The organism is Paenarthrobacter sp. TRD_SC_7 (assembly GCF_056156245.1).
This window is the reverse complement of sequence record NZ_CM149587.1, coordinates 4480035-4503407: the sequence shown is the minus strand read 5'-3', so window position 1 is coordinate 4503407 and position 23373 is coordinate 4480035. Positions and strand designations below refer to the sequence as shown.

Below are 23373 nucleotides of genomic sequence, written 5' to 3'. Positions count from 1 at the left end.
AATGACCGGTTCAGCAACAGTTGAGTGGACGCTCTCGGGCTTCGGAGACGAAATCGACGACGACCCGGTGCTGCAGATCGCGGTGCTCCAGGCCTTGGGCGCGAACCACATTGAGGTCCGCAGCGCATGGGGAACCAACATCGTGGACCTCACTCCGGAGCAGTTGGCAGAACTGAAGAATCTCCTGGACTCGGCGGGCATGGGAGTCTCTGCCATCGCTTCGCCCATCGGCAAGGTTGAGGTCACACTGCCAGTGGAACACGAGGTGGAGCGACTTCGCCGCGCCGCCAACGCAGCCCGGGTCCTGGGTGCCCGCTACATCCGGATCTTCTCCTTCTACTACGGCGAGGGCGTCCCCGTGGACAGTATCCGGGACGACGTCATTGATCGGATGCGTGCCTTGGCAACAGTGGCCGAGGAAACCGGCGTGGTCCTCCTTCATGAAAACGAAAAGGACATCTTCGGAGACACCCCGGATCGGGTCCTGGACATCATCGAATCCGTGGCCTCGCCGGCTTTGAAAGTCGCCTGGGATCCGGCCAACTTCGTCCAGGTGGGCGTCAAGCCGTTCGACGAAGGCTATGCCAAACTGCGGCCCCACCTCGAGTACCTGCAGGTCAAGGACGCACGGTTCGCGGACGGCGTCGTTGTTCCCGCAGGGGAAGGCGACGGCGACCTGCTCCGGACGGTAGAGGCGCTGAAAGCCGACGGCTTTGTAGGATTCGCAAGCCTCGAACCCCACTTGGCTGGCGCGCACGGCCTGGGTGGCTTCTCAGGGCCAACCGCCTTCGGAATGGCAGCGCGCGCCTTTGCCAAAGTCGTGAACGAAGCAGGAGTTGAAACCAAATGAGCAACCAAGACCCCAACGCTGTCCTCAACGTTGCCATCGCCGGGTGCGGCACCATCGGACGCACCCACGCCGCATCCGTCGGTGAGATTACCGACCTTCGTGTCACGGCGCTTGTAGACGAAATCACCGAAGCGGCCGACGGACTCGCCCAGCACATCGAGGACAGCGGCGCCCCCCGCCCGGGCACCTTCCGAAGCCTGGGCGAAGCGTTCGCCGGGGCCGACGTAGACCTCGTCATCATCGCCACCCCCAGCGGACTGCACATCCAGCAGGCCCTGGAAGTGCTCGAGGCCGGCAAACACGTGGTCATCGAAAAGCCGCTGGACGTGAACCTGGACCGGGCGGATGAGATCCTCGCAGCGGCCAAAGCCGCGGAAGCAAAAGGACTCGTTGCAAGCGTCATCAGTCAGCACCGCTTCGATCCCGCCAGCATTGTGGTGGACGAGGCCCGCCGTGCCGGGCGTTTTGGGCGCCTAACGTCGGCCATCGCCTCCGTGAGCTGGTACCGCAGCCAGGGCTACTACGATTCCGGCGCTTGGCGGGGAACCTGGGCCATGGACGGTGGGGGAGCCGTGATGAACCAGGGCGTCCACACCGTTGATCTGTTGCTGTGGTTCCTCGGCCGCCCCGTTGAAATCAGCGCCAAGACCGCGCTCTTGGCGCACACCGACGTTGAGGTTGAAGACACTGCGGTTGCCACCGTCACGTTCGAATCGGGTGCGCTGGCCGTACTCCACGCAACCACAGCCGCATATCCGGGACTCACCGTCAGGCTGCAGGTCATGGGCAGCAAAGGTTCTGCCGTGATCGACAATGACAACCTTCAGTTCTTCCACGCAGCCGCTTCAGACGAAGAGACGCAAAGCGGACCCATGGGTCTCCCGGGTGCCGGCAACCAGGCCGAGGCGGAACTCGCCAGGTTCGCTGAACCGGCCACCGAGACGAACCTGGATCCGACGCTCTACCCGGCCGGGCACATTCGCCAGTACCGCGACGTTGTGGATGCCATCCGAAACGGCCGGCCCGCCGCCGTCACCATCCAGGACGCCGTCACGGCCCTCGCCACGGTGCGGGCACTGTATGTCTCGGCCACGCTGGGCCGCCCGGTCCTCATCGCCGATGTCACTGCAGGCAAATACAACGATGTCCAGGTACGGACGGGTAACGGCCGGCTTGAGGAGGTCACGGCATGAAGTTCTCGGTTTTCACGGCTTCGACGCCGGAATGGACTCCCCGAGAAGCAGCCAGGGAACTGTCCGCCCAAGGATGGCACGGCATTGAATGGCGGGTCACGGACCAGGCCGACGCCCCGGAACCAGGCTTCTGGGCAGGGAACAAAGCCACCTGGCCCCTGACCGGGCTGGAGGAATCACTTCCGGAAATCGCGCGCATTACCGCTGACGCCGGCCTGGAGTACTCAGGCCTGGGCGGCTACGCCCGCTGCGACAACCACGACGACGTCGATCGCGTCCTCGCGGCGACCGCCGCGTTGGGTGCCACGCAAGTCCGCGTCAACGTCCTTCCGCTCGGCAACTCCACCATGGGGGGCCAGGAACCCACAGGCCTGTCCTATCCCGAGCTGTTCGACGCCACGCGGAAACACTACGAATGGGTTGCGGAGCGTGCGGCCCACCACGGCGTCAAAGCCTTGGTGGAACTGCACCACGGAACGGTGACCGCCTCGGCGTCGTCCGCCCGGCGCCTCCTCGACGGCCTCGATCCGCAGCACGTAGGTGTCATCCATGACCTGGGCAACCTGTTGATCGAAGGCTGGGAGTCGCCGCTGCCCGCGCTGCAACTGCTGGGCCCATACCTTGCCCACGTCCACGTGAAGAACGCCCGATGGGTCCTCACAGACCGGCGCGATCCCGCTGGCGGTGCAGTCTGGGCCAGTGAATGGGCGCCCCTCGCAGAAGGAATTGGAAACGTGGTGACCTACTTCAAGGCGCTCGCTGACGCGGGCTACGACGATTGGGTGACTGTGGAGGACTTCTCCACTGACGTTCCCCTCGCCGAGCGGACGGCCCAAAATCTCGACTTCCTGCGCCACGCCGCATCCCTTGCCGGACTTGCCGTTGCCGGCAGCGCCGACTCTGTCCCGAAAGGCTGAGCCATGTCCCTAGCCACCCATCCCGACCGCCTGCTGCCGGCGGATCCCGGCACCCGCGGCATCGCCCGCGAGCTGCTGCAACGCGTTCAGGACCTGCCCATCATTTCGCCGCACGGCCATGTGGACGCAGCGGTCATCGAACAGAACACGCCCTTCCCTGACCCCGCAGCCCTGCTGGTCACCCCGGACCACTACGTCACGCGCCTCATCCATGCCTCGGGAATCGGCTTGGACCAGCTTCAGCCAAGCAACGCCGCGCCCCGCGAGATCTGGCGCCATTTCTGTGCGGCTTGGCCACTGTTCGACGGCACCGCGTCCGGGTACTGGCTGCGAACCCAATTCGAGTCGGTTTTCGGGTTGCACGGCGAACTGAGTGCGGAGACGGCTGATGCCAGCTTCGATTCCATCTCGGCCAAACTCGCGGAACCGGGATTCCGTCCGCGGGAGCTGTTCAAGGATTTCAACATCGAGGTACTTGCCACCACGGATGACCCCTTGGACAACTTGGAGAGTCACCGTGCGCTGGCGCAGGATCCTTCGTTCCACAGCCGGGTGCTGCCGACGTTCCGCCCGGATGCTTACATCAATATTGCGCACCCGCAGTGGGCGGCCAACGTGGAGCGGCTCATCTCTGCGGCGTCCGACGGCGTCACCGGCTACCGTGGGTACCTCACCGGGCTGGAGAATCGCCGCCGATACTTTGTGGACTGCGGTGCCGTCTCCGCGGACCATGGCGTCCGGACTCCGGCCACCATCAAGCTGGATGAATCCGAAGCGGCGGCATTATTCGAAAAGGCCCGCTCCGGCCAGGCAAACGCCGAGGACCGCGACCTCTTCGAAGCCCACATGATGTACCAGATGGCCAGGATGTCCGTGGAGGACGGCCTGGTCATGACCATCCACCCCGGCTCCTACCGCAACCACCACGGGCCTACTTTCGATAGGTTCGGGGCAGACACCGGCCACGACATCCCCGTCGCCACCAACTACACCGAGGCCATCCGTCCGCTGCTGCAGGATTTCGGTACCGCCAAGGACTTCCACCTGGTCCTCTTCACCCTTGACGAAACAGTCTTCTCTCGGGAACTTGCACCCCTGGCAGGCTTCTACCCCTCGGTTTACATCGGTGCACCGTGGTGGTTCCTGGACGCCCCGGATGCCATGCTCCGGTTCCGTTCGGCAGTGACTGAAACCGCGGGTTTCTCCCGGTCCTCCGGCTTTATCGACGACACGCGCGCCTTCTGTTCCATCCCTGCACGGCACGACGCCTCACGCCGGATTGAAGCCTCGTTCCTCGCCCGCCTTGTGGCTGAGCACCGCATCAGCGAGGCCCGCGCGCACGAGCTGATTGTCGACGTCGTGGATTCCTCGCCACGAAGGGTTTTCAAGCTGTGACCGTTGACCAGACACTTCCGCGGCTGGGCCGGGGATCCCGGCCCAGGCCGCCCATCCGTATGGTCCACCTTGGCTTGGGCGCCTTCCACCGCTCCCATCAGGCCTGGTACACACAACACGCGGGTGACGCAGCTGGATGGGGAATCGCCGCGTTCACCGGACGGAGACCGGACGCGGCTGCAGTCCTCGCGGAACAGGAGGGCGTGTTCACGGTGGTGGAACGCTCGGGCAGCGGCGACACTTTTGAAACAGTCGGCAGCATTGTGGAGGCTGTTGATGGTGCCGACGTAGGACGGCTGACGGAGCTTGTAGCCGCACCCACCACGGCTGTCATCACGCTGACCATCACCGAAGCTGCCTATGCGGCGGATGCAGTCGGCAACACTGAAGGGTCGACGCCGTTGGCTCGCTTGGTGACGGCCCTTGCCGCCCGCAGGGACGCCCAAAGCGGGCCGATCGCGGTGGTGAGTTGCGACAACCTGGCGGAGAACGGCGGCGTGGCCAGGCACGCTGTTGGCGCGTTGGCGCGTGCCAGGGACCGCGGACTGGCCGCGTGGATCGATGCCAATGTCAGTTTCGTCAGCACCTCGGTGGACCGCATCACGCCGCGGACCACCCAGTCCGACCTCGACGTGGTTGCGGCCTCATGCGGTTACCGGGACCAGGCCGCGGTGGTTACCGAGCCGTTCCACAACTGGATCCTGAGCGGGGACTTCCCTGCTGGCCGGCCTCGCTGGGAGGACGCCGGGGCCGTGTTCGTGGACGACACTGAACCGTACGAGAACCGGAAGCTCTGGTTGCTCAATGGCTCGCATTCGATCCTGGCCTACGCCGGATTGGTTCGCGGGCACGCGACCGTAGCCCAGGCGCTGTCCGATGACGTGTGCAGGGGAGCTGTTGAAGCGTTCTGGGACGAAGCATCCCGGCACCTGTCCGGCGATGAATTGGAGATCCCGGAGTACCGGAAAGCCTTGTTGGAGCGTTTCGGCAACTCCCGGATTGCCCATCACCTGACCCAGATCGCCATGGACGGGACCACCAAGCTGCGCATGCGCGCCTTGCCGGTCCTGGCTGCCGAACGCGGCGCGGGCCGATCCGGGGATGGCGCGGCCCGGATGATCGCGGCCTGGATCGCGTACTTGTCCTCCACGGCCGAGTTCCACGACCCCTTGGCCGCCGACATCCGGGATGCAAAAAAGTTCGACGGCGAACACCGCACCGCTGCCCTGGTGGCGCTCATCAGCCCTGAACTGGCAAAGGACCCGGCCGTTGTATCCCGCATCCATCGGCAACAGGACTCCTTGGCCGCCACGACTACGCACGCCTAGACCCTCAGCTGTTGCCAGACACCCAGCTGCCAGACACCCTTGGAAGGACCCTCAATCATGAAAATCATTGCCGCTGAAGTCTTCGTGACCAGCCCGTCCCGGAATTTCGTCACCTTGCGCATCACCACGGAGGATGGTGTGACGGGCATCGGTGACGCGACGCTCAACGGCCGTGAACTCGCCGTCGCTGCCTATCTCAAGGAGCATGTGGCGCAGCTGCTGATCGGCAAGGATCCACACCGGATCGAGGACACCTGGCAGTTCCTGTACCGCAGCTCTTACTGGCGCCGCGGTCCGGTCACGATGGCGGCGATTGCCGCCGTCGACATGGCGTTGTGGGACATCAAGGGCAAGGTGGCCGGGATGCCGGTCTACCAGCTGCTGGGCGGCGCTTCCCGCAACGGCCTGCGTGCCTACGGACACGCGTCCGGCGCTGACATCCCCTCCCTGTTCGACTCCGTCCGCGAGCACCTGGAACTGGGCTACAAGTCCATCCGCATCCAAACTGCAGTCCCCGGCATCAAAGCCGTCTATGGTGTGGCCGCCCAGGCCCAGGCTTCCGGCGAACGTTACGACTACGAGCCCGCCGGTCGCGGCAACTTCCCGTTGGAAGAGGATTGGGACACCCGCGCCTACCTGCGCCACCTGCCCACCGTTTTTGAGGCCGTGCGCAACGAGTTCGGCCCGGAAATCCCGCTTTTGCACGATGGCCACCACCGCATGACGCCCATTCAGGCAGCCAAGCTCGGCAAGGCTTTGGAACCGTATGACCTCTTCTGGCTGGAGGACTGCACTCCCGCGGAGAACCAGGAAGGGCTGCGCCTGGTCCGCCAGCACACCACTACTCCGCTGGCCATCGGCGAAATCTTCAACACCGTGTATGACTTCCAGACCCTCATCAAGGAACAGCTGATCGACTACGTGCGCGCGGCCTCCACTCACTTCGGCGGCATCTCACCGCTGAAGAAAGTCATGGATTTCGCGGCCCAGTACCAGATCAAGTCCGGTTTCCACGGCCCCACGGACATCTCCCCGGTGGGCTTTGCCGCGCAGTTGCACGTGGGCCTGGCCATTCATAACTACGGGATCCAGGAATACATGCAGCACTCGGACAAGACCAACGAGGTCTTCCAGCAGTCCATGACCTTCAAGGACGGCTATCTGCACCCGGGCGACAACCCCGGTATCGGCGTCGAGTTCAACGAGGAAGCCGCCGCCGCTTTCCCGTACCAGCAGGCGTACCTGCCCTACAACCGCCTCGTGGACGGCACTGTTCATGACTGGTAAACCTGCTTCCCTTGTAGGCGGACGCCGCCACCACATCGTGGTGATGGGCGTGGCGGGCTGCGGTAAGAGCACCGTTGGTGCCGCCCTCGCCGAGCGCCTTGGGGCTGAATTCCTCGACGGCGATTCGCTGCACCCGCAGGCGAACATCGACAAGATGGCCTCGGGTACTCCGCTGGACGACGACGACCGCGCACCGTGGCTGGCCGACATCGGAAGGCGATTCCCGGCGTCGAGCACTGCTCTTGTGATCGCGTGCAGCGCGCTCAAGCGCTCGTACCGGGACATCATTCGCAGCGCCGATCCCTCGGTGGTCTTCGTGCACCTGCATGGCACGCGGGAACTACTGAGCGAACGCATGATGTCCCGCCCCGGACACTTCATGCCGGCCTCGTTGCTGGACTCGCAATTGGCCACGCTGGAACCTTTACAGGACGACGAAGCCGGGATCGTTGTGGACATCGCAAAGCCCGTGGAGGAAATAGTGGACGAGGTGAGCTCTGCCCTCACGGAAGCCCTGCTCTAGGCTTAAGCCCTCGAATCCCGGCACTGCCACAAGGCAGTGCCGGGCTTTTTTTCTGTCCCTTTGCCACCGCGCCCGCCAATTGTGAACGCTAACAACGTTTCAAGTCAAGAGCGTTGGGACCGGTTCAATGCTGCAATCATTTCGTGATCCACGGCACTTGACCGACGGTATTGTTAGCGTTCACAATGGCATTCGCACCACCTTTCGTGGCATGTGGCACCCAGAGGGCCGCAAACCACAAAACGCTTCACCGTGCCGGACGCGCAGATGCTCCGGCTGCATCAGAGTTCGCGGCAAAGCTGCCGCGGAAGGAGAGCATCGTGAGATTGAAGAAACTCCTGGGCGCCGTAGCGGTTGTCCTTACCTTGACTGTCGGAGCCACAGGCTGCGGTAGTCGCGGTGGCTCAGCCGAGTCCACCAGCAGTGCAAATCCCAGCGATTCACTGGTTGGCATTTCGATGCCCACCCAGACGTCCGAGCGTTGGATCGCTGACGGCGCCAACGTAGAGAAGTCCCTGAAGGACCTTGGCTACAAGACGGACCTCCAGTTCGCCAACGATGACATTCCCACGCAGGTTTCCCAGATTGAAAACATGCTGACGAAGGGCGCCAAAGCGCTCATCATCGCAGCCATCGATGGCACCACGCTGACGGATGTCCTGGCCAAGGCCAAGGAGCAGAACGTCAAGGTCATCGCATACGACCGCCTCATCAACGGAACGCCGAACGTGGACTACTACACCACGTTCGACAACTACACCGTGGGCGTCCAGCAGGCTACCTCCTTGCTGACCGGCCTGGGCCTGGTTGACGCGAGTGGCAACAAGGTTGAGGGCAAGGGCCCGTTCAACGTTGAACTGTTTGCGGGCAGCCCGGACGACAACAACGCCAACTTCTTCTGGACCGGCGCCATGGACACCCTCAAGCCGTACCTGGATGCAGGAACCTTGAAGGTTCCCAGCGGCCAGACCAAGTTTGAGCAGGCAGCCATCCTGCGCTGGCAGGCACCCGTAGCCCAGAAGCGCATGGAAGACATCCTTACCTCGGCCTACAGCTCCGGAACCAAGCTGGACGGCGTTCTGTCCCCGTATGACGGACTGTCCATCGGCATCATTTCCGCACTGACCAGCACCGGCGGCTACTCCACCGGAAACCTGCCCGTCGTCACCGGCCAGGATGCAGAGAAGGGCTCTGTGAAGTCCATCATTGCCGGCGAGCAGTACTCCACGATTTTCAAGGACACCCGCCAGCTCGGCGCGCAGGCCGTGAAGATGGTTGACGCTGTCCTCAAGGGCACCGAGCCGGAAACCAACGACACCAAGACTTACGACAACAAGGTCAAGGTTGTCCCGGCGTTCCTCCTGAAGTCCGTCATCATCACCAAGGACAACTTCCAGAAGGAACTGATCGACTCGGGTTACTACACCGAAGCCGACGTCAAGTAATCACGTCCCCGGTCTGTGGCTCCGCCGTTCTGTGTTGCAGTGCGCAGCGCGGCGGGGCCACAGCCTCCCCCAGAGCCTCCGAGTCCTCGGCCTGGCCAAGTTTCAACCAGTCAGCGGGAATTGACGATGAACGTACCCATTCTTCAAATGCGAGGAATCACTAAGACCTTCCCCGGGGTAAAGGCCCTGCAGGACGTCACCCTGGACGTCAACCGTGGTGAGGTTCACGCCATCTGTGGCGAGAACGGAGCCGGGAAGTCCACCCTGATGAAAGTGCTGTCCGGCGTCTACGCCCACAACACGTTCGAAGGCGACATCCTCTTCGAGAACGAACCCTGCGATTTTTCCAGCATCACGGACAGCGAGAAGCGCGGCATCGTGATCATCCACCAGGAACTGGCCCTGAGCCCTTACCTGTCCATCGCCGAGAACATCTACCTCGGCAACGAGCTTGCCAAGAACGGTTGGGTGGACTGGCGGAAGACCAACCTGGAAGCGGCCAAGCTGCTGGCGCGCGTAGGCCTCAGCGAAAACCCGATCACGCCCATTCAGCACATCAGTGTTGGCAAGCAGCAGCTGGTGGAGATCGCCAAGGCACTGTCCAAGGAGGTGAAGCTCCTCATCCTTGACGAGCCCACCGCGGCGCTGAACGATGAAGACTCGGACCACTTGCTGGACCTCATCCTGCACCTCAAGGGCCAGGGCGTTACAAGCATCATCATCAGCCACAAGCTCAACGAGATCCGCAAAGTGGCCGACGCCGTCACCATCATTCGCGATGGCAAGTCCATTGAGACCCTGCGCCTGGACCAAGGCCAGATCACCCAGGAACGCATCATCCGGGGCATGGTGGGACGCGACCTCGAAAGCCTCTACCCGGACCGGACCCCCAACATTGGCGAGGAAGTCCTCCGCATCGAGGACTGGACCGTCCAGCACCCGCAGGATCATTCACGGACCGTGGTGAACAACGCCAGCCTGAAGGTGCACAAGGGTGAAGTGGTAGGCCTCGCCGGGCTCATGGGCGCAGGGCGGACCGAGCTGGCCATGAGTGTATTCGGCCGGACTTACGGGCGGGCGGTTTCGGGCAAGGTCTACAAGTACGGCCAGGAAATCAACACCTCCACGGTCTCCGATGCCATTGACCACGGGATTGCCTACGCCACCGAAGACCGCAAGCACTATGGCTTGAACCTGATCGAAGACATCAAACGGAACATCTCCATGGCAGCACTGAACAAGCTGGCCAAACGGGGCTGGGTGGACGGCAACAAAGAGACCACCGTAGCCAACCACTACCGGAAGAGCATGAACATCAAGGCTCCGTCCGTTGCTGCCATCACGGGCAAACTCTCGGGTGGAAACCAACAAAAGGTGGTCCTGAGCAAATGGATGTTCTCAGACCCTGACGTCCTGATCCTGGACGAACCAACCCGGGGAATCGACGTCGGCGCAAAGTTTGAGATCTACACGATCATTGCCGAACTCGCAGCTGCAGGAAAAGCCGTCATTGTGATCTCCTCTGAGCTTCCGGAGCTCCTGGGCATTTGCGACAGGATCTACACCCTGTCCGCAGGACACATCACCGGCGAAGTCCCCATCGCCGAAGCCACCCAGGAAACCCTCATGCATTTCATGACCCAAGAGAAGGAATAGCGAACATGTCCGCCCTACGAGAATCCCTTGGCTTCCTCACAAGCCGCCTCCGCCAGGTTGGCATCTTCGTCGCCCTGATCCTCATTGTCATCCTTTTCCAGGTACTGACTGACGGCATCCTGCTGCAACCGCAGAACGTCACCAACCTGGTAGTCCAGAACAGCTACATCCTGATCCTCGCCATAGGCATGGTGATGGTCATCATCGCCGGGCACATCGACCTCTCCGTTGGCTCCATCGCAGGCTTCATCGGCGCTGTGGCAGGCGTCATGATCGTGCATTGGGGCTGGGCGTGGTGGCTCGCCATCCCTGCTTGCCTCCTGGTGGGTGCGCTGGTGGGTGCGTGGCAGGGGTACTGGATTGCCTATGTGGGCATCCCCGCCTTTATCGTCACCCTTGCAGGCATGTTGATCTTCCGCGGCTTGACTCTCATTACCCTCAAGAACCAGCAGATCACCCCGTTCCCGAACGAATTGCGAGCCCTCGGCGGCGGCTTCCTCCCCGACATTTCCGGCGGCACATCCGTTCTGGAATGGCTGACTGTCATCCTTGGCGTCGGCGGTACTGCTGCCATCCTGTTCCAAGCCATCAAGGAACGCCGGGTTCGCCGGAAGTTCAACCTGGAGAATGAGCCGATTGCCTGGTTTGCCGTCAAGAACGGGTTCATCGCAGTGCTGATGCTCATCATCACCTTCCTTCTTGCCAGCTACCGCGGAACCCCGATTGTCCTGATCGTCCTGGCTGTCCTGGTGATCGTTTACTCGGCACTGATGAACAACAGCATCTTCGGACGGCACACCTACGCGATCGGTGGCAACCTCCACGCGGCCGAGCTCTCCGGTATTAAGACCAAGAAGGTCACCTTCCGCCTGTTCGTCAACATGGGTGTCCTCGCTGCCCTGGCCGGGTTGGTCTTTACGGCTCGCCTGAACTCGGCACAACCCGCAGGCGGTACCGGCTTCGAACTCGACTCCATCGCAGCAGCGTTCATTGGTGGCGCTGCGGTCCAGGGCGGCATTGGAACCGTAGCCGGTGCCATGATCGGCGGCCTGATCATGGGCGTCCTCAACAACGGCATGTCCATCCTTGGGCTCGGCACCGATTACCAGCAGCTCATCAAGGGCTTGGTCCTGCTGCTCGCCGTCGGCTTCGACATCTTCAACAAGAACCGCACCGGATCCGGTGGGGGCTCGTCCATGGGGCGTCGTTTCAAGTGGAAGACCACACCTCCGGTCACGGAAACTTCCACACCGGCCAAGGTTGAACCCGTCGGCGTCGACGCGAAATAGTCGCTGATGTCCAGAGGGGGAGTGTCCCGGCCCCGGGCAACGCCCGGGGCCGGGACGGACACACCGGCCAGGCCTCCTGTCATGGGTGACGTGGCAAAGATGGCAGGAGTCTCGCACCAAACCGTTTCCCGCGTCCTGAACAACCATCCGAACGTCAGCGGCCAAACCAGGCAGCGCGTGGAGTCGGCCATTGAAGCGCTGGGGTATCGCCGCAACACCGCCGCCCGCAGCCTGGTGACCCGGCGGTCCCGGACCATCGGTGTGCTTGCCTGCGAGACAGGCCAGTTTGGACCTGCGAACACCCTCCTGGGAGTCGAACAAGCGGGGCGGGAAGCGGGCTACTTCGTCAGTATTGCGAACCTCCGGGAAGTGACCGACGACAGTGTCAACGGCGCCATCGCGCACTTCAGGAACCAGTCCGTGGATGGGATCGTCATCCTGGTTCCGCACCCCGATGTCCTCGCGGTCCTGCGCGATGTTTCGTTCCCCGTGCCAATCGTGGCTGTCGGGGCCGGCACGGGAAACCAGTTGACGGGCGCATCCTTGAATCAGCGGCTGGGAGCACGCCTTGCTGTTGACCATTTGATCGGCTTGGGGCACCGCCGCATTGCCCACATCTCCGGCCCACCGCACTGGATCGATGCCGCCGAACGCATCAAGGGATGGCAAGAGTCGTTGGCAAATGCTGGTTTGAGTGCTGAGATCCTGCTCCAAGGCGGCTGGGATGCGGCGTCCGGTTACCGTGCCGGTCTTGACCTCATCCGGCAGCACACCGTCACGGCCGTGTTCGTTGCGAACGACCAAATGGCAGTGGGCGTTCTCCGCGCCGTCCAGGAAGCCGGCCTTCACGTGCCGGGCGACATCAGCGTAGTGGGCTACGACGACCAACCCGAGGCTGAATTCTTCATGCCACCGCTGACCACCATCAAGCAGGACTTCGAGGAACTCGGCCGCCGCTGCATGGAAGCGGTGCTGCAGCAGCTGGACGGAGACGGGGAAACCGGTGACCAGATCGTCAATCCCCGTTTGGTGATCCGTGCGACTACGGCCGCCCCACTAAACTAGGAGCCATGACTTCCACGCTTGATACTGCTGCCGCCCGCGCCCGCCTTCTTGAACTCATCAAAGAACTGGCGGTGGTCCGCGGCAAGGTGATCCTCTCCAGCGGCAAGGAAGCGGATTACTACATCGACCTCCGCCGCATCACCTTGCACCACGAGGCGTCCAAGCTGGTGGGTCAGGTCATGCTGGCAATGATCGACGACGCCGGCGTTTCAGTTGAGTGCGCCGGCGGACTCACCATGGGTGCCGATCCCGTGGGTACCGCCGTGATGCACGCTGCTGCAGACGCCGGCCGTGCTGTGGACGCCTTTGTTGTCCGCAAGGCCCAGAAGTCTTACGGCATGGGCCGCCAGGTGGAAGGTCCCTCGGTTGAAGGCCGCAACGTGGTGGTCCTTGAGGACACCTCCACCACCGGCGGGTCCGCGCTGACCGCCGTCGAGGGTGTCCGTAAGGCGGGCGGCAATGTAGTGGCCGTGGCTGTGATCGTTGACCGCGACACCGGCGCCAAAGAGAAGATCGAAGCCGAAACCGGCGTGCCTTACCTCTTCGCCTTCGGCAAGGACGAACTGGGCCTCGACTAGGATCTACGGGGCTGTAAGGCAGTGCCCGCGAAGCCTATGCTTGCTGCGTGGACGTTCAAGTAGGGAAGCTCACGGCACCGCCGGAGGTGAACGAAAACCTCCCCACGGCGGTGACTCCGGAACCGGAGAAAGCCGAAGATCCGGGCTCATGGGCCCGGATCCTGCCTTACGCTGCCCGGCTGAAGAAGACATCCCGCCGCAGCTTCCTCATCACCGCCGGAGCTTCCGGGGCGCTCGCCGCGGACATGCTCTTCACTCGTCGTGTGCAGGCCGAGCGGCGAGCCACCAAGATCCTCCGCGTCCCTGATTCGTACTCGGACCTGTACTTCCCCAAGGCCAGCTGGATCCTCTTCCCGGGTTACAAAACCAGTTGGGAGGAGGCCCAGTGGATCCTCAACTCGCTGCGTCCTGCCCTGCATCAGCGGGGCCGCCTTGCCGCCGTCGGATATTCCAACCTGGGATTGGACGTGGACGAGATCGTCCGCGAAATCATCCTGCACGTCCGCGAGCTGGAACTGGAGAAGCTGTACTTTTACGGCCACAGTTTTGGCGGAATGCTCGCCACCCAGGTCGCGGCCCGCCTGCTGGAACTGCACGGCGTCGAAACGCAATTGATCGTCCTGGATTCGAGCCCGTTCAGCCGGGCAGACGTCCTGGACCAAAGCTGGTTCGACGGTGTGGTGTTCCTTTACGAAAATGGCTTCCGCATCCCGTCGGTACTGCGCGGCGGCTATGAGCTGGGGGAGCGTGTGGCGCATAAGGACGAGCGCACGTGGCGGCAGATCCTTGACCAGAGCCTGGAACAACTATCGCCGATCGCCCCTTCCAGTGTGCTGATACAGACGGAGTCAGCGTACATTTACCACTTTGACGGCCTCCGGCTGGCCGGAAAAATCGGTGGCGCCAAGATGGCATTCATAGGCAACGCCAAGGACGCCACCGTGGATTATGAGTCGGCGCGTGCGGGGTGGAGCAAGGTCTTCGGAGCGAACATGGCGATGCCCACGCTCAGCACGGAAGGCGCCCGGCCCGCCCATGCCAGCCCGCAGTGGAACGGCAGCACCTACCGGCCGCTGCTGGAACGTGTCCAGGATGAGCTCCAGCCGCTCCCGCCCGAGCCCCGGGAGCCGTCATACCAGGAGCCGAACGGTAAGGTGATCCGGCCCGCCTAGCGCTTCTCCGGCTGGGCGCTGTCACGTACCCTCGCGCAGCGATTTAACCTCGACGGCGGTGAGGCCCGCCTCGCGCAGGAAGCTCCGCGCGTCGCCGAACTCGCGTGCGAAGCCGGCCAGAAAATGCCGCATCGCAGCTTCAGGGCTCTGCAGGACCATCAGTTCCGGGCTGAAATATGCCGCTGGCGTGGAGGGGACGTGCAGGTGCCAAGTTTCGGCCATGACCTCCAGCATTGTGGGGAGGCTGATAGTGGTGGCCGTGTAGTCCTTCACCACGGCATCATCAGACTCTCCGGCCGCCAGAAGGGCAATCGCGGACACCACCCCGGTCCGGTCCTTGCCCAACGAGCAGTGCACCAGAGTGCGTTTTCCGCGGGCGGCGGGTCGCAGGGCGTCAGCCACCCATTCCGGTCGCAGCTGGATCCACCCCAAATACAGCTCGCCGAGGTCCTCTGCCGTTTCCACGGCTTGGAGCGAGCCGGCAATGGCGTTCGGGTCCAGCGGATTATGGATGAGTTCGACGGCGGGCGGGACGACGGCGACAGGCTCGCCGCCGCCGTCGTCAACCAGCCACGGGACCAGCGAACGCTCAAGCTCGCTGCGAAGGTCCATGATGGCTTGGATTCCGTGCTCCGCCAGGAAACCCGACGTTGCAGCGGCATCCAAGCCGAATGGCTGGCTTCCCCTGAGTATCCGGCCGCCGGCCAGGGGACGCAGATTGAGCACAGCCATGGTTTTGGCCTCTTAGATCTGGCTCTTGAGGTCGGCCACGGAGTTTAGGATCTGGTTGGGCCGGAACGGGAAGGACACGATTTCTTCGCGCTGCGTGATGCCGCTGAGCACCAGGACCGTGTGCAGGCCCGCTTCCATGCCGGCCACGATGTCCGTGTCCATGCGGTCGCCGATCATGGCCGTGGTCTCGGAGTGGGCATCGATTTGGTTCATGGCCGAGCGGAACATCATGGGGTTCGGTTTGCCAACAATGTACGGTTCGCGGCCCGTGGCTTTGGTGATCATGGCCGCGATGGCACCGGTCGCCGGCATGGGGCCGTCCTTGGAAGGGCCGGTGGCGTCCGGGTTGGTGGCGATGAAGCGGGCACCGGCCAGGATGTGGCGGACGGCCATGGTGATCGCTTCGAAAGAGTAGGTGCGGGTTTCGCCGAGCACTACGAAGTCGGGGTCGGTGTCTGTGAGGATGAACCCGGCCTCGTGCAGGGCGGTGGTGAGTCCGGCTTCGCCAATGGTGTAGGCGCGGTTGCCGGAGTCCGAGGACTGGACCTGGTCCTTGAGGAACTGGGCGGTGGCCAGTGCGGACGTCCAGATGTTCTCTTCCGGAACTTCCAGGCCGGACGCGCGCAGTCGGGCTGCGAGGTCGCGGGGAGTGAAGATGGAGTTGTTGGTCAGGACGAGGAACCGCTTGGACGTATCCACCCAGCGCTGGATGAGCTCAGCTGCGCCGGGGATTGCCTGGTTTTCATGGACCAGTACGCCGTCCATGTCCGTGAGCCAGCATTCGATTTCGTGGCCGTTCCGGTAAACCGATACGGACGTGTGGGGCGTGGATTCTTCTGCCATATTTGCCTCCGGCTGGGATTGTTCATGCACTGCCACCCAGTCTTTCATTATTCGGGCCTCGGGACATCCTGTTCGCCTGCTGGCGTACCACTATAAACTCAGTGTATAGATAGGAGGGTGAACAACTCACTCACCCTCCTGGGCCTTTTGAATCGCGAGGCCAGCTATGGCTACGACCTCAAGCACTCCTACGACCGCTACTTCGGTGCAGGGAAGGCTTTGGCGTTCGGGCAGGTGTACTCGACGCTGGCCCGAATGGTCCGCGACGAGCTGATTCGCGCCCTGGGGGAGGAAACCGGAGGCGGCCCGGACCGCAAGAAATACGAAATCACCGTTGCCGGTGAGGCCAAGGTCCGCGAGTGGTTGTTCACCCCGGATGTTCCCTCGGAGTCCCTGCAAAGCAACCTCTTCGCCAAGACAGTGATTGCTTTACTACTGGACGACGACGCCGAGCACCTGCTTGATGTGCAGCGCAGCGAACACATGGCCCGCATGCGTGAATTGACCCGGATGAAGAAAGACGCAGGCCTGCTGCACGTGCTGATGTGCGACCACGGACTGTTCCACATCGAAGCTGACCTGCGCTGGATGGACCTCACCAGCGCACGCCTCACCCAACTCAAGAAGGAGCTGCACAGCGCATGATCACCACGGACCCGGCATCACCCATCCTCAGCGCCCGCGGCCTGCACCACTCCTTCGGTAACACCGAGGCGTTGCGCGGTATCGACCTGGATGTCCACGCAGGTGAGGTGCTCGCCGTCATGGGTCCGTCAGGATCCGGAAAGTCCACGTTGCTGCACTGCCTCGCAGGGGTCATCAAGCCCGACGGCGGTTCGGTAACCTATTGCCCGGCCGGACGAACTTCCTTGGAAGTCAATGCCCTGCGGGAACCGGAACGGTCACGCCTCCGGCTGACTGATTTTGGCTTCGTTTTTCAGTTCGGTCAGTTGCTGCCGGAGCTCACTGCGGTAGACAACGTCAGCATCCCGCTGCTGCTCAACGGCATCAAACGACCGGAAGCACTCCGCAGGTCCACGGATCTCCTGGACCGGTTGGGGCTGGATGGGCTTGATTCCAAGTTGCCCCGGGAACTCTCCGGTGGCCAGGCCCAACGCGTCGCAGTGGCCCGGGCGCTGGTGACCTCGCCTGCCGTGTTGTTCGCGGATGAACCCACGGGTGCGCTTGATTCCCTCGCGTCAGAGAACGTCCTGACACTGATGCTCGATCTCGTCCGTGAAGCAGGAACCACGGTAGTGATGATCACCCACGATGCCCGCACGGCCGCCTATGCCGACCGGGAAGTCATCGTGCGGGATGGCGCCATGGGTGCCGGCTACCGGGTGTCCGCGTGAATGCCGGGCTGTTTCGCCTCGCAGTAACGGGCAGCCGCTCCGCCTACGGCAGGCTTGCCGGAATCGCTGGAGGTGTCGCGGTCGGGGTTTGCCTGTTGCTGTTGCTGTGGGGCGGTGCTAACGGGCTGCAAGCGCGTGACGACCGCGGGGCCTGGCTGCGGGAAACCGGGAAGCCCGCCTATTCGGACTCCCCGGACGGCTCAGGCCTTGCCGAGCCCATTCCGTTGACGCCGGAAACAGCGCTCATGAAAACCAAAGGTGCTGAGATCTTCCGGGACAAGCTCATCGAGCGGCGTGACTTTGCCGCCCTGCCCTCGGCCACAGTGAAAATCCCCGGTGTTGGCGTTCCTCCTGAGCCGGGCAGCTACTTTGCCTCTCCGGCATTGCAGCGACTCATCGCGTCCACGCCATCGGATCAGCTTGGCGACCGTTTCGGGGCCTATGCCGGCACGATTGATGACTCAGCGCTGCCCGGGCCGGACTCGCTGGTGGTCATCACCGGCGCCACGGCGGGCGAACTTCGGGCGAGCGGGACCGCTTCCCTGGTATCAGACTTCACCAGCAACCCCTACGGGGGCAGTGCGGCCAGCTACACTACAGTGATCATCATCGGGGCAATCGCGGTGTTCTTCCCTGTTCTGCTGTTGATCGGCATTGTCACGGATTTGGGGGCCGCCCAACGGCGGGAACGGTTTGCTACCTTGCGGCTCATAGGTGCCTCGCCACGCACGGTCTCGCGCATTGCCGCCGTCGAAATTGCCATCCCAAGCCTGATCGGCGCGACGCTGGGTGTCCTGGCAGCCACCTTGCTGAGCCCGGCCACCGCGGAGATACCGATCAATGGATCCAGGTTGTTTGCCGAGGATCTCCACCCCGGGTGGGGTGCAGCTGTGACGGTGGTGGCCGTGGTGGTGGCGGCTTCAGCGCTTGTTACCGCTGTGCGAACGGCGCGTGCCGACGTCGGGCCCCTAGGCGTGAGCAGGGCTGTCCACGAGAGGAGGCCGACAGCCTGGCGCACTGTGCCGGTGCTGCTGGGGTTGGCCTTCATGATTTCGGCAGTGGTCCTTATCCGCGTCCTGGAAATCCGACTGCCGTGGCTTGAGTCCCCCTTGTTGATGGTCGGCTTCTTGCTGGTTCTCGTGGGCATCGTGGTTATCGGCCCCTGGTTGACGCGGACCGTGAGCCACATGGGTTTGCGGCACGCCGGAAGCGCCGCGACGGTGATTGCGGCCAGCCGCATCCAGAGAACCCCCGTTGCGACGTTCCGGTCTGTGTCGGGACTGGTTATTGCGGTGTTCGTCGTCTCGGTTTTTGCCGGAGCATCAAGCGTCATCCAGTCCGCGGATGCACCGGTGGCCAGGCCCGGCCTTCTTCAGCCCACCAGCCTGCACGCGACAGTTGGGCCGGGACAGATTCCGGCTGCCGTTCTGGAGGCCGCCATGGCTGCCAAAGAACTGCCCGGTATCCGAAGCGCCGTCCTGGGCTACGGCCCCGCTGCGTTGTCCGAAAGGGGTGCCGGATCCGAGCTCATCTTTAGCGCTGCGGACGCCCCTGCCTTGGGATTCGAGGACGTTCCAGCATCGGAGACCGTAGCTGTGGATGATACGTTCCTCTATTTCTGGACGGCGCAGCCACTCGAGCTGACGCCCGCACCGGGTGAAACCTTGGAGGAACTGGTCCCGGTTGTGATCGTGCTGGGCACCGACGGTACGCCCGAAGCCATGGATCGCGCCCGGACGGCCTTGGACAGCTCGGGCGTCACGGCCACTCCAGCGGCCTCCAGTGCAGACTTCCAACTGCAGTCATCCCGCCGCCTCGTCAACGGCTTGGCAGTGCTGGCATACCTGGGAATGTTTGTTGCAGTCGCCATCGCTGGACTGTCACTCGCCGTCGGGACCGCTTCGGCCATCCTGGACCGGCGAAGGGTCCTGGGGTTGATGCGGCTGATGGGAATGCCTCCCTTCGTCCTGCGCCGGATCATCACCCGGGAAGCCGCGGTCCCGCTCCTCAGTGTGCTGCTGCTCTCCATCGGGCTCGGCTTCCTCACCGCCTGGCTTATGGTCACCGTCATCGATGACAGTTATCAGGTGGCCTGGCCGGATCCTGGATACTTTGCCGCCCTGGGCTTGAGCCTCCTCCTTGCCTGCTGCGCCGTGGTGGGAACCTTCGGCCTCATCCGGAGGAGCACAGGCATGACAGCCACGCGGTTTGAGTGACGCAGCACCCGCACCTGTTCCACGACGTGACTTGCGTTGGGCGCCTCGGGCTCGACTACGCTGGTTGCGGCGCTGGCGTGCCACCACCGTGGGTCGGGGGATCGACATGGTGGTTTTTATGCGTCGCCCACGCTTCAGCAGGTCCCCTTGTTCCGGATCGTCCACCAGGTGTCCCCAGAAACATCCCGGTGACTCACTGCATTTGAAAGGGCCTGTCATGAGCAACAACAACGGAGTGCCTCAGCCTCCCCACAACCCGGACGGCGTGCCGCAGCCGCGCTACGACACCGGCAAGGACCAGTACAGCCAGTACCAGCCCGGCTATCTCGGCCAGCCCGGCTATCCCGGCCAGCCTGGCGGACCCGGCCAGCCTGGCGGACCCGGCCAGAACCCGGGCGACCACAACAAAAAGTCCCTGTTCCTCATCCTGGGTGGCGTCGCCGTCGTCGTTATTGTTGCGCTGGTGGTGACGTTCACATGGCTGATTCCGTCGATGACCAAGCCCACCGCCGTTGACACCCCGCTGCCATCGGTGACGTCCTCCGATGAAGCATCCGAGGCAGCTGCCGAGCCGTCTGCCGAACCCTCAGGCGAGGCCTCGGCATCCTCCGAAATCCCCGCTGACGCCATCCCCCTGCCCGCTGGGTGGGACGAACTGGCCGGACCCGGCAACGTACCGGCCGACGGCGATCCCCTGTTCAGCAAGTGGGTCACCGGCGAATCGTCCTTCCAGTACCTGGCCGAGTGGACCCATGACGAGTCGTTCGGCATCACCAAGGACCCCACCACCGGTGTAGAGATCCAGAAGAAGGCCCAAGGAACTGTGGAGGCCGACGGTGACGGAATTGCGCTCGCCTACGCTTTCTTCGCGGAGTCTGAGGAAGGCAAGTACGGCAAGGATCCGGCGGAGATCAAGAAGGCCATCAAGGACATCGAAACCCGCTACAAGGGGATGACCGCTACCGAACTGCCCCAGAACCTGGTGGGCCACAAGTGCACGGCGGACTTCAAGACCTCCATGCCGGAAATCCGCGAGTTCCGACGCGGTGCGGCCGTGGTCGTCGGATTCACCTGCACCAACGCCCGCGGCGAAGAGATTCAGGCCGTGAACCTGTTCTCCGTGACGCCGTGGGGGACCCCGCAGATGCTCGGCGTCAGTGGTCACAAAACGTACTGGGATGCACACCCCGGGCTCTTCGAGCAATTGAGTAACTCGTACCGCATCAACAAGTGGAAGATGGTCTAAGGCCCGCTCGACACAGCGCGCTCAGGCGGGCAACGGGGCAGGGCTAAAGTTGAGGGGTGACTGACCTTCCCCCCAATAACGCCCTGCCCACGCCTGCCGGGTCTCCTGCCGAAACCACACCGGAAGGTGAGGCAGAAGCGAAACCCGAGGTCGGCGTCGGGCCTTGGGAAGGCGAGTGGCCGGTTGGCGAGCACTGGGACCCGGACCTGTTGAGGGATGGTGACCGCCGCAACGTGGTGGACCAGTACCGATACTGGAAGCACGAGGCGATCGTGGCGGACCTTGATTCCAAACGCCACGAATTCCACATCGCCATAGAGAACTGGCAGCATGACCTCAACATCGGCACCGTGGTGCGGACTGCCAACGCCTTCCTCGCCAAAGAGGTCCACATTATTGGTCGACGGCGGTGGAACCGTCGCGGGGCCATGGTCACCGACCGCTACCAGCATGTCCGCCACCACCCAACTGTTGAGGACTTTGTCCAGTGGGCTGAGGGGGAGGGGCTTGCTGTGATCGGCATCGATATCTTCCCGGATTCCGTACCTCTGGAGACCTTTGACCTCCCGAAGAAGTGCGTTCTGGTGTTCGGCCAGGAAGGCCCCGGCCTCACGCCCGAGGTGCACGATGCCGCCGTCGCTACGCTTTCCATCGAGCAGTTCGGCTCCACCCGCTCCATGAATGCAGCCTCCGCCGCGGCCATTGCCATGCACGCGTGGGTGCGCCGGCACGTATTCCAGCAGCCCGTCTCTTAGCCCTCCCGCCGAGACGGCACTTAACCCCCATGTTTTCCCCAAACATGGGGGTTAACTGCCATCTCGCGGCAAGAAATATTCGCTGAATCCCTAGGCCCAGATGTTACCCATTAGTAACATCTGCCGTGGACCGTGCTCATCGTGGCGCACGGCTACTACTGGAGGTTCAATGAAGCATCCTTCTCTACGACTGTCTTCCGCTTTCATCCTTGCTTTCCTGCTCGCGGCGGGCAGCGGCGGGGCTTCCACTGCGGCCCCGGAGCCCGCCGACTTTTACGCCGCCCCGGTCGTGCTTCCACCCGCCAACGGCGACGTGATCCGGACTGAGCCGTCGGTCTTCTACGTCGATCCCCTTAAGACCGTGAGGGCGCAGGCCACCGTGCAGCGCGTCATGTACCGATCCGTGAACGGCGCCGGTGTTCCCATCGCAGTGACCGGCACCGTCCTGGTTCCGTCCGCACCCTGGATAGGCGCGGGCGCTCGTCCGCTGGTGGGGTATGCCGTGGGAACCCAAGGGCAGGGCGATCAGTGTGCGCCCTCCCGGGCGATGGCTGCGGGCGAGGAGTACGAGGGCGTCTTCATCGCCGGTTTATTGGCGCGGGGATACTCCGTTGCGGTGACCGATTATGAAGGACTGGGCACTCCGGGCAGCCACACGTATATGGATCGTGCATCGCAGGCACACGCAGTGCTCGACATCGTCCGCGCGGCCCAGCGACTAGGTAACCCTCAGCTTGTGGCCGGCGGACCAGTGGCCCTTGCCGGATACTCCCAAGGCGGTGGCGCCTCGGCAGCTGCCGTCGAGCTTGCGGCGCAGTACACGCCGGAGCTGAACCTCAAGGGCGCCTATGCCGGTGCCGTCCCGGCGGATCTTCCCTCAGTGGGACGCAACCTCGACGGCGGGCTGTACACCGGCTTCCTTCTCTACGCGGTGACCGGCATGAGCGCTGCCGGGAGGCTGGACCTTAGCCCATATCTTAGTGTTGCCGGCCAAGCGAAAATCGCTGCGACGAACCAGGAATGCACTGTACAGTCCATTGCCTCCAGCGGCTTCCTGGACACTACTAAGCTCACGGTGTCCGGGGAGAAGCTGAGTTCACTGTTGGACCTGCCGCAGGTCAAGCCGGTGATCGCGGAACAGAAAATCGGCAACGGGCGTGCACCCGTGGTTCCGGTTCTGCTCTCCCACAGTGTGCTGGACGATGTCATTCCTTACGATCAGGGCCGCCAGTTGGCCAAGCGTTGGTGCGCGGCGGGTTCGTCGGTGTACTTCGATACCACCGCGGGGGCTACCCACGTTGGAGGGTATGCGGCGGCGATCCCGCAGGCCTTCCTGTTCCTGGAGCGTCGTTTTGCGGGCAGGAGCCCGGCGAGCAACTGCTGGCTGTACGGATAACTCACCTCCCGCCGAACTGGCAGATAACCCCCATGTCCGGGCCCAACATGGGGGTTATCTGCCAACTCGGCGCGGGGTAGGCAGCCTGGGCTGTGGATAACCCAGCGGGGAGTTTGGCGGGCAAGCCAGAAT

The 23373-nt window shown here is 63.2% G+C and carries 21 protein-coding genes; 19 read left to right on the top strand and 2 right to left on the bottom strand.

The features are described 5' to 3' along the window. Window position 1 precedes the first annotated feature (1 nt). From AC0J5Z_RS21340 to AC0J5Z_RS21280, 13 genes are all read left to right on the top strand, one after another. Entirely contained in the window at window positions 2-850 is an 849-nt protein-coding gene (locus tag AC0J5Z_RS21340) for a sugar phosphate isomerase/epimerase family protein (protein ID WP_475036400.1), read from the top strand. Further along, window positions 847-2043: a Gfo/Idh/MocA family protein gene (locus AC0J5Z_RS21335; protein ID WP_475036399.1), complete on the top strand. Its 1197-nt coding sequence runs from the start codon at window positions 847-849 to the stop codon at window positions 2041-2043. The genes AC0J5Z_RS21340 and AC0J5Z_RS21335 overlap by 4 nt, the downstream gene beginning before the upstream one ends. After that, on the top strand, window positions 2040-2960 hold the full coding sequence (locus tag AC0J5Z_RS21330; protein ID WP_475036398.1) for a sugar phosphate isomerase/epimerase family protein: 921 nt from the start codon (window positions 2040-2042) through the stop codon (window positions 2958-2960). The genes AC0J5Z_RS21335 and AC0J5Z_RS21330 overlap by 4 nt, the downstream gene beginning before the upstream one ends. Before the next feature lie 3 nt (window positions 2961-2963). Beyond that, window positions 2964-4355 (top strand): glucuronate isomerase, encoded by a 1392-nt coding sequence (uxaC, locus tag AC0J5Z_RS21325; RefSeq protein ID WP_475036397.1) that lies wholly within the window; start codon window positions 2964-2966, stop codon window positions 4353-4355. Then, complete coding sequence (locus tag AC0J5Z_RS21320; RefSeq protein WP_475036396.1) at window positions 4352-5683, top strand: mannitol dehydrogenase family protein; 1332 nt, start codon at window positions 4352-4354, stop codon at window positions 5681-5683. The genes uxaC and AC0J5Z_RS21320 overlap by 4 nt, the downstream gene beginning before the upstream one ends. 57 nt (window positions 5684-5740) lie before the next feature. Further along, window positions 5741-6970, top strand: coding sequence for a D-mannonate dehydratase ManD (gene manD, locus AC0J5Z_RS21315; RefSeq protein ID WP_354514051.1), 1230 nt, complete (start codon window positions 5741-5743; stop codon window positions 6968-6970). Further along, on the top strand, window positions 6960-7493 hold the full coding sequence (locus AC0J5Z_RS21310; protein WP_475036395.1) for a gluconokinase: 534 nt from the start codon (window positions 6960-6962) through the stop codon (window positions 7491-7493). The genes manD and AC0J5Z_RS21310 overlap by 11 nt, the downstream gene beginning before the upstream one ends. 320 nt (window positions 7494-7813) lie before the next feature. Beyond that, entirely contained in the window at window positions 7814-8938 is a 1125-nt protein-coding gene (chvE, locus tag AC0J5Z_RS21305; protein ID WP_475036394.1) for a multiple monosaccharide ABC transporter substrate-binding protein, read from the top strand. Between the two features lie 126 nt (window positions 8939-9064). Continuing rightward, on the top strand, window positions 9065-10594 hold the full coding sequence (mmsA, locus tag AC0J5Z_RS21300; protein WP_475036393.1) for a multiple monosaccharide ABC transporter ATP-binding protein: 1530 nt from the start codon (window positions 9065-9067) through the stop codon (window positions 10592-10594). 5 nt (window positions 10595-10599) lie between these two features. Further along, window positions 10600-11883: a multiple monosaccharide ABC transporter permease gene (mmsB, locus tag AC0J5Z_RS21295; protein WP_475036392.1), complete on the top strand. Its 1284-nt coding sequence runs from the start codon at window positions 10600-10602 to the stop codon at window positions 11881-11883. Window positions 11884-11964: 81 nt separating this feature from the next. Beyond that, window positions 11965-12948, top strand: coding sequence for a LacI family DNA-binding transcriptional regulator (locus tag AC0J5Z_RS21290; RefSeq protein WP_475036391.1), 984 nt, complete (start codon window positions 11965-11967; stop codon window positions 12946-12948). Between the two features lie 5 nt (window positions 12949-12953). Then, window positions 12954-13526, top strand: a complete 573-nt coding sequence (pyrE, locus tag AC0J5Z_RS21285) for an orotate phosphoribosyltransferase (protein WP_475036390.1) — start codon at window positions 12954-12956, stop codon at window positions 13524-13526. A gap of 47 nt (window positions 13527-13573) precedes the next feature. Beyond that, entirely contained in the window at window positions 13574-14698 is a 1125-nt protein-coding gene (locus AC0J5Z_RS21280; protein WP_475036389.1) for a thioesterase domain-containing protein, read from the top strand. Between the two features lie 21 nt (window positions 14699-14719). On the opposite strand, the gene AC0J5Z_RS21275 is transcribed toward AC0J5Z_RS21280, so the two are convergent. Together AC0J5Z_RS21275 and AC0J5Z_RS21270 are read right to left on the bottom strand one after the other, a co-directional pair. After that, on the bottom strand, window positions 14720-15430 hold the full coding sequence (locus AC0J5Z_RS21275; protein ID WP_475036388.1) for a tyrosine-protein phosphatase: 711 nt from the start codon (window positions 15428-15430) through the stop codon (window positions 14720-14722). Window positions 15431-15442: 12 nt separating this feature from the next. Next, a complete protein-coding gene (locus AC0J5Z_RS21270; RefSeq protein ID WP_475036387.1) occupies window positions 15443-16273 on the bottom strand; it encodes an HAD-IIA family hydrolase in 831 nt (276 codons plus the stop codon). Window positions 16274-16390: 117 nt separating this feature from the next. On the opposite strand from AC0J5Z_RS21270, the gene AC0J5Z_RS21265 reads away from it, so the two are divergent. The 6 genes from AC0J5Z_RS21265 to AC0J5Z_RS21240 all read left to right on the top strand — a co-directional run bounded on the left by AC0J5Z_RS21265 (window position 16391) and on the right by AC0J5Z_RS21240 (window position 23241). Continuing rightward, window positions 16391-16918 carry a PadR family transcriptional regulator gene (locus tag AC0J5Z_RS21265; protein WP_475036386.1) on the top strand — a complete coding sequence of 176 codons (528 nt, stop codon included), beginning with the start codon at window positions 16391-16393 and terminating at the stop codon, window positions 16916-16918. Beyond that, the gene (locus tag AC0J5Z_RS21260) at window positions 16915-17628 is read left to right on the top strand and encodes an ABC transporter ATP-binding protein (RefSeq protein ID WP_475036385.1); all 714 of its coding nucleotides are present in this window, start codon (window positions 16915-16917) and stop codon (window positions 17626-17628) included. The genes AC0J5Z_RS21265 and AC0J5Z_RS21260 overlap by 4 nt, the downstream gene beginning before the upstream one ends. Next, window positions 17625-19844 carry an FtsX-like permease family protein gene (locus tag AC0J5Z_RS21255; protein WP_475036384.1) on the top strand — a complete coding sequence of 740 codons (2220 nt, stop codon included), beginning with the start codon at window positions 17625-17627 and terminating at the stop codon, window positions 19842-19844. The genes AC0J5Z_RS21260 and AC0J5Z_RS21255 overlap by 4 nt, the downstream gene beginning before the upstream one ends. 217 nt (window positions 19845-20061) lie before the next feature. Continuing rightward, window positions 20062-21090 carry a hypothetical protein gene (locus AC0J5Z_RS21250; protein WP_475036383.1) on the top strand — a complete coding sequence of 343 codons (1029 nt, stop codon included), beginning with the start codon at window positions 20062-20064 and terminating at the stop codon, window positions 21088-21090. A 56-nt stretch (window positions 21091-21146) separates the two neighbouring features. Then, a complete protein-coding gene (locus AC0J5Z_RS21245; RefSeq protein WP_475036382.1) occupies window positions 21147-21845 on the top strand; it encodes a TrmH family RNA methyltransferase in 699 nt (232 codons plus the stop codon). Between the two features lie 169 nt (window positions 21846-22014). Continuing rightward, entirely contained in the window at window positions 22015-23241 is a 1227-nt protein-coding gene (locus AC0J5Z_RS21240; RefSeq protein WP_475036381.1) for a lipase family protein, read from the top strand. Window positions 23242-23373: the final 132 nt, after the last annotated feature.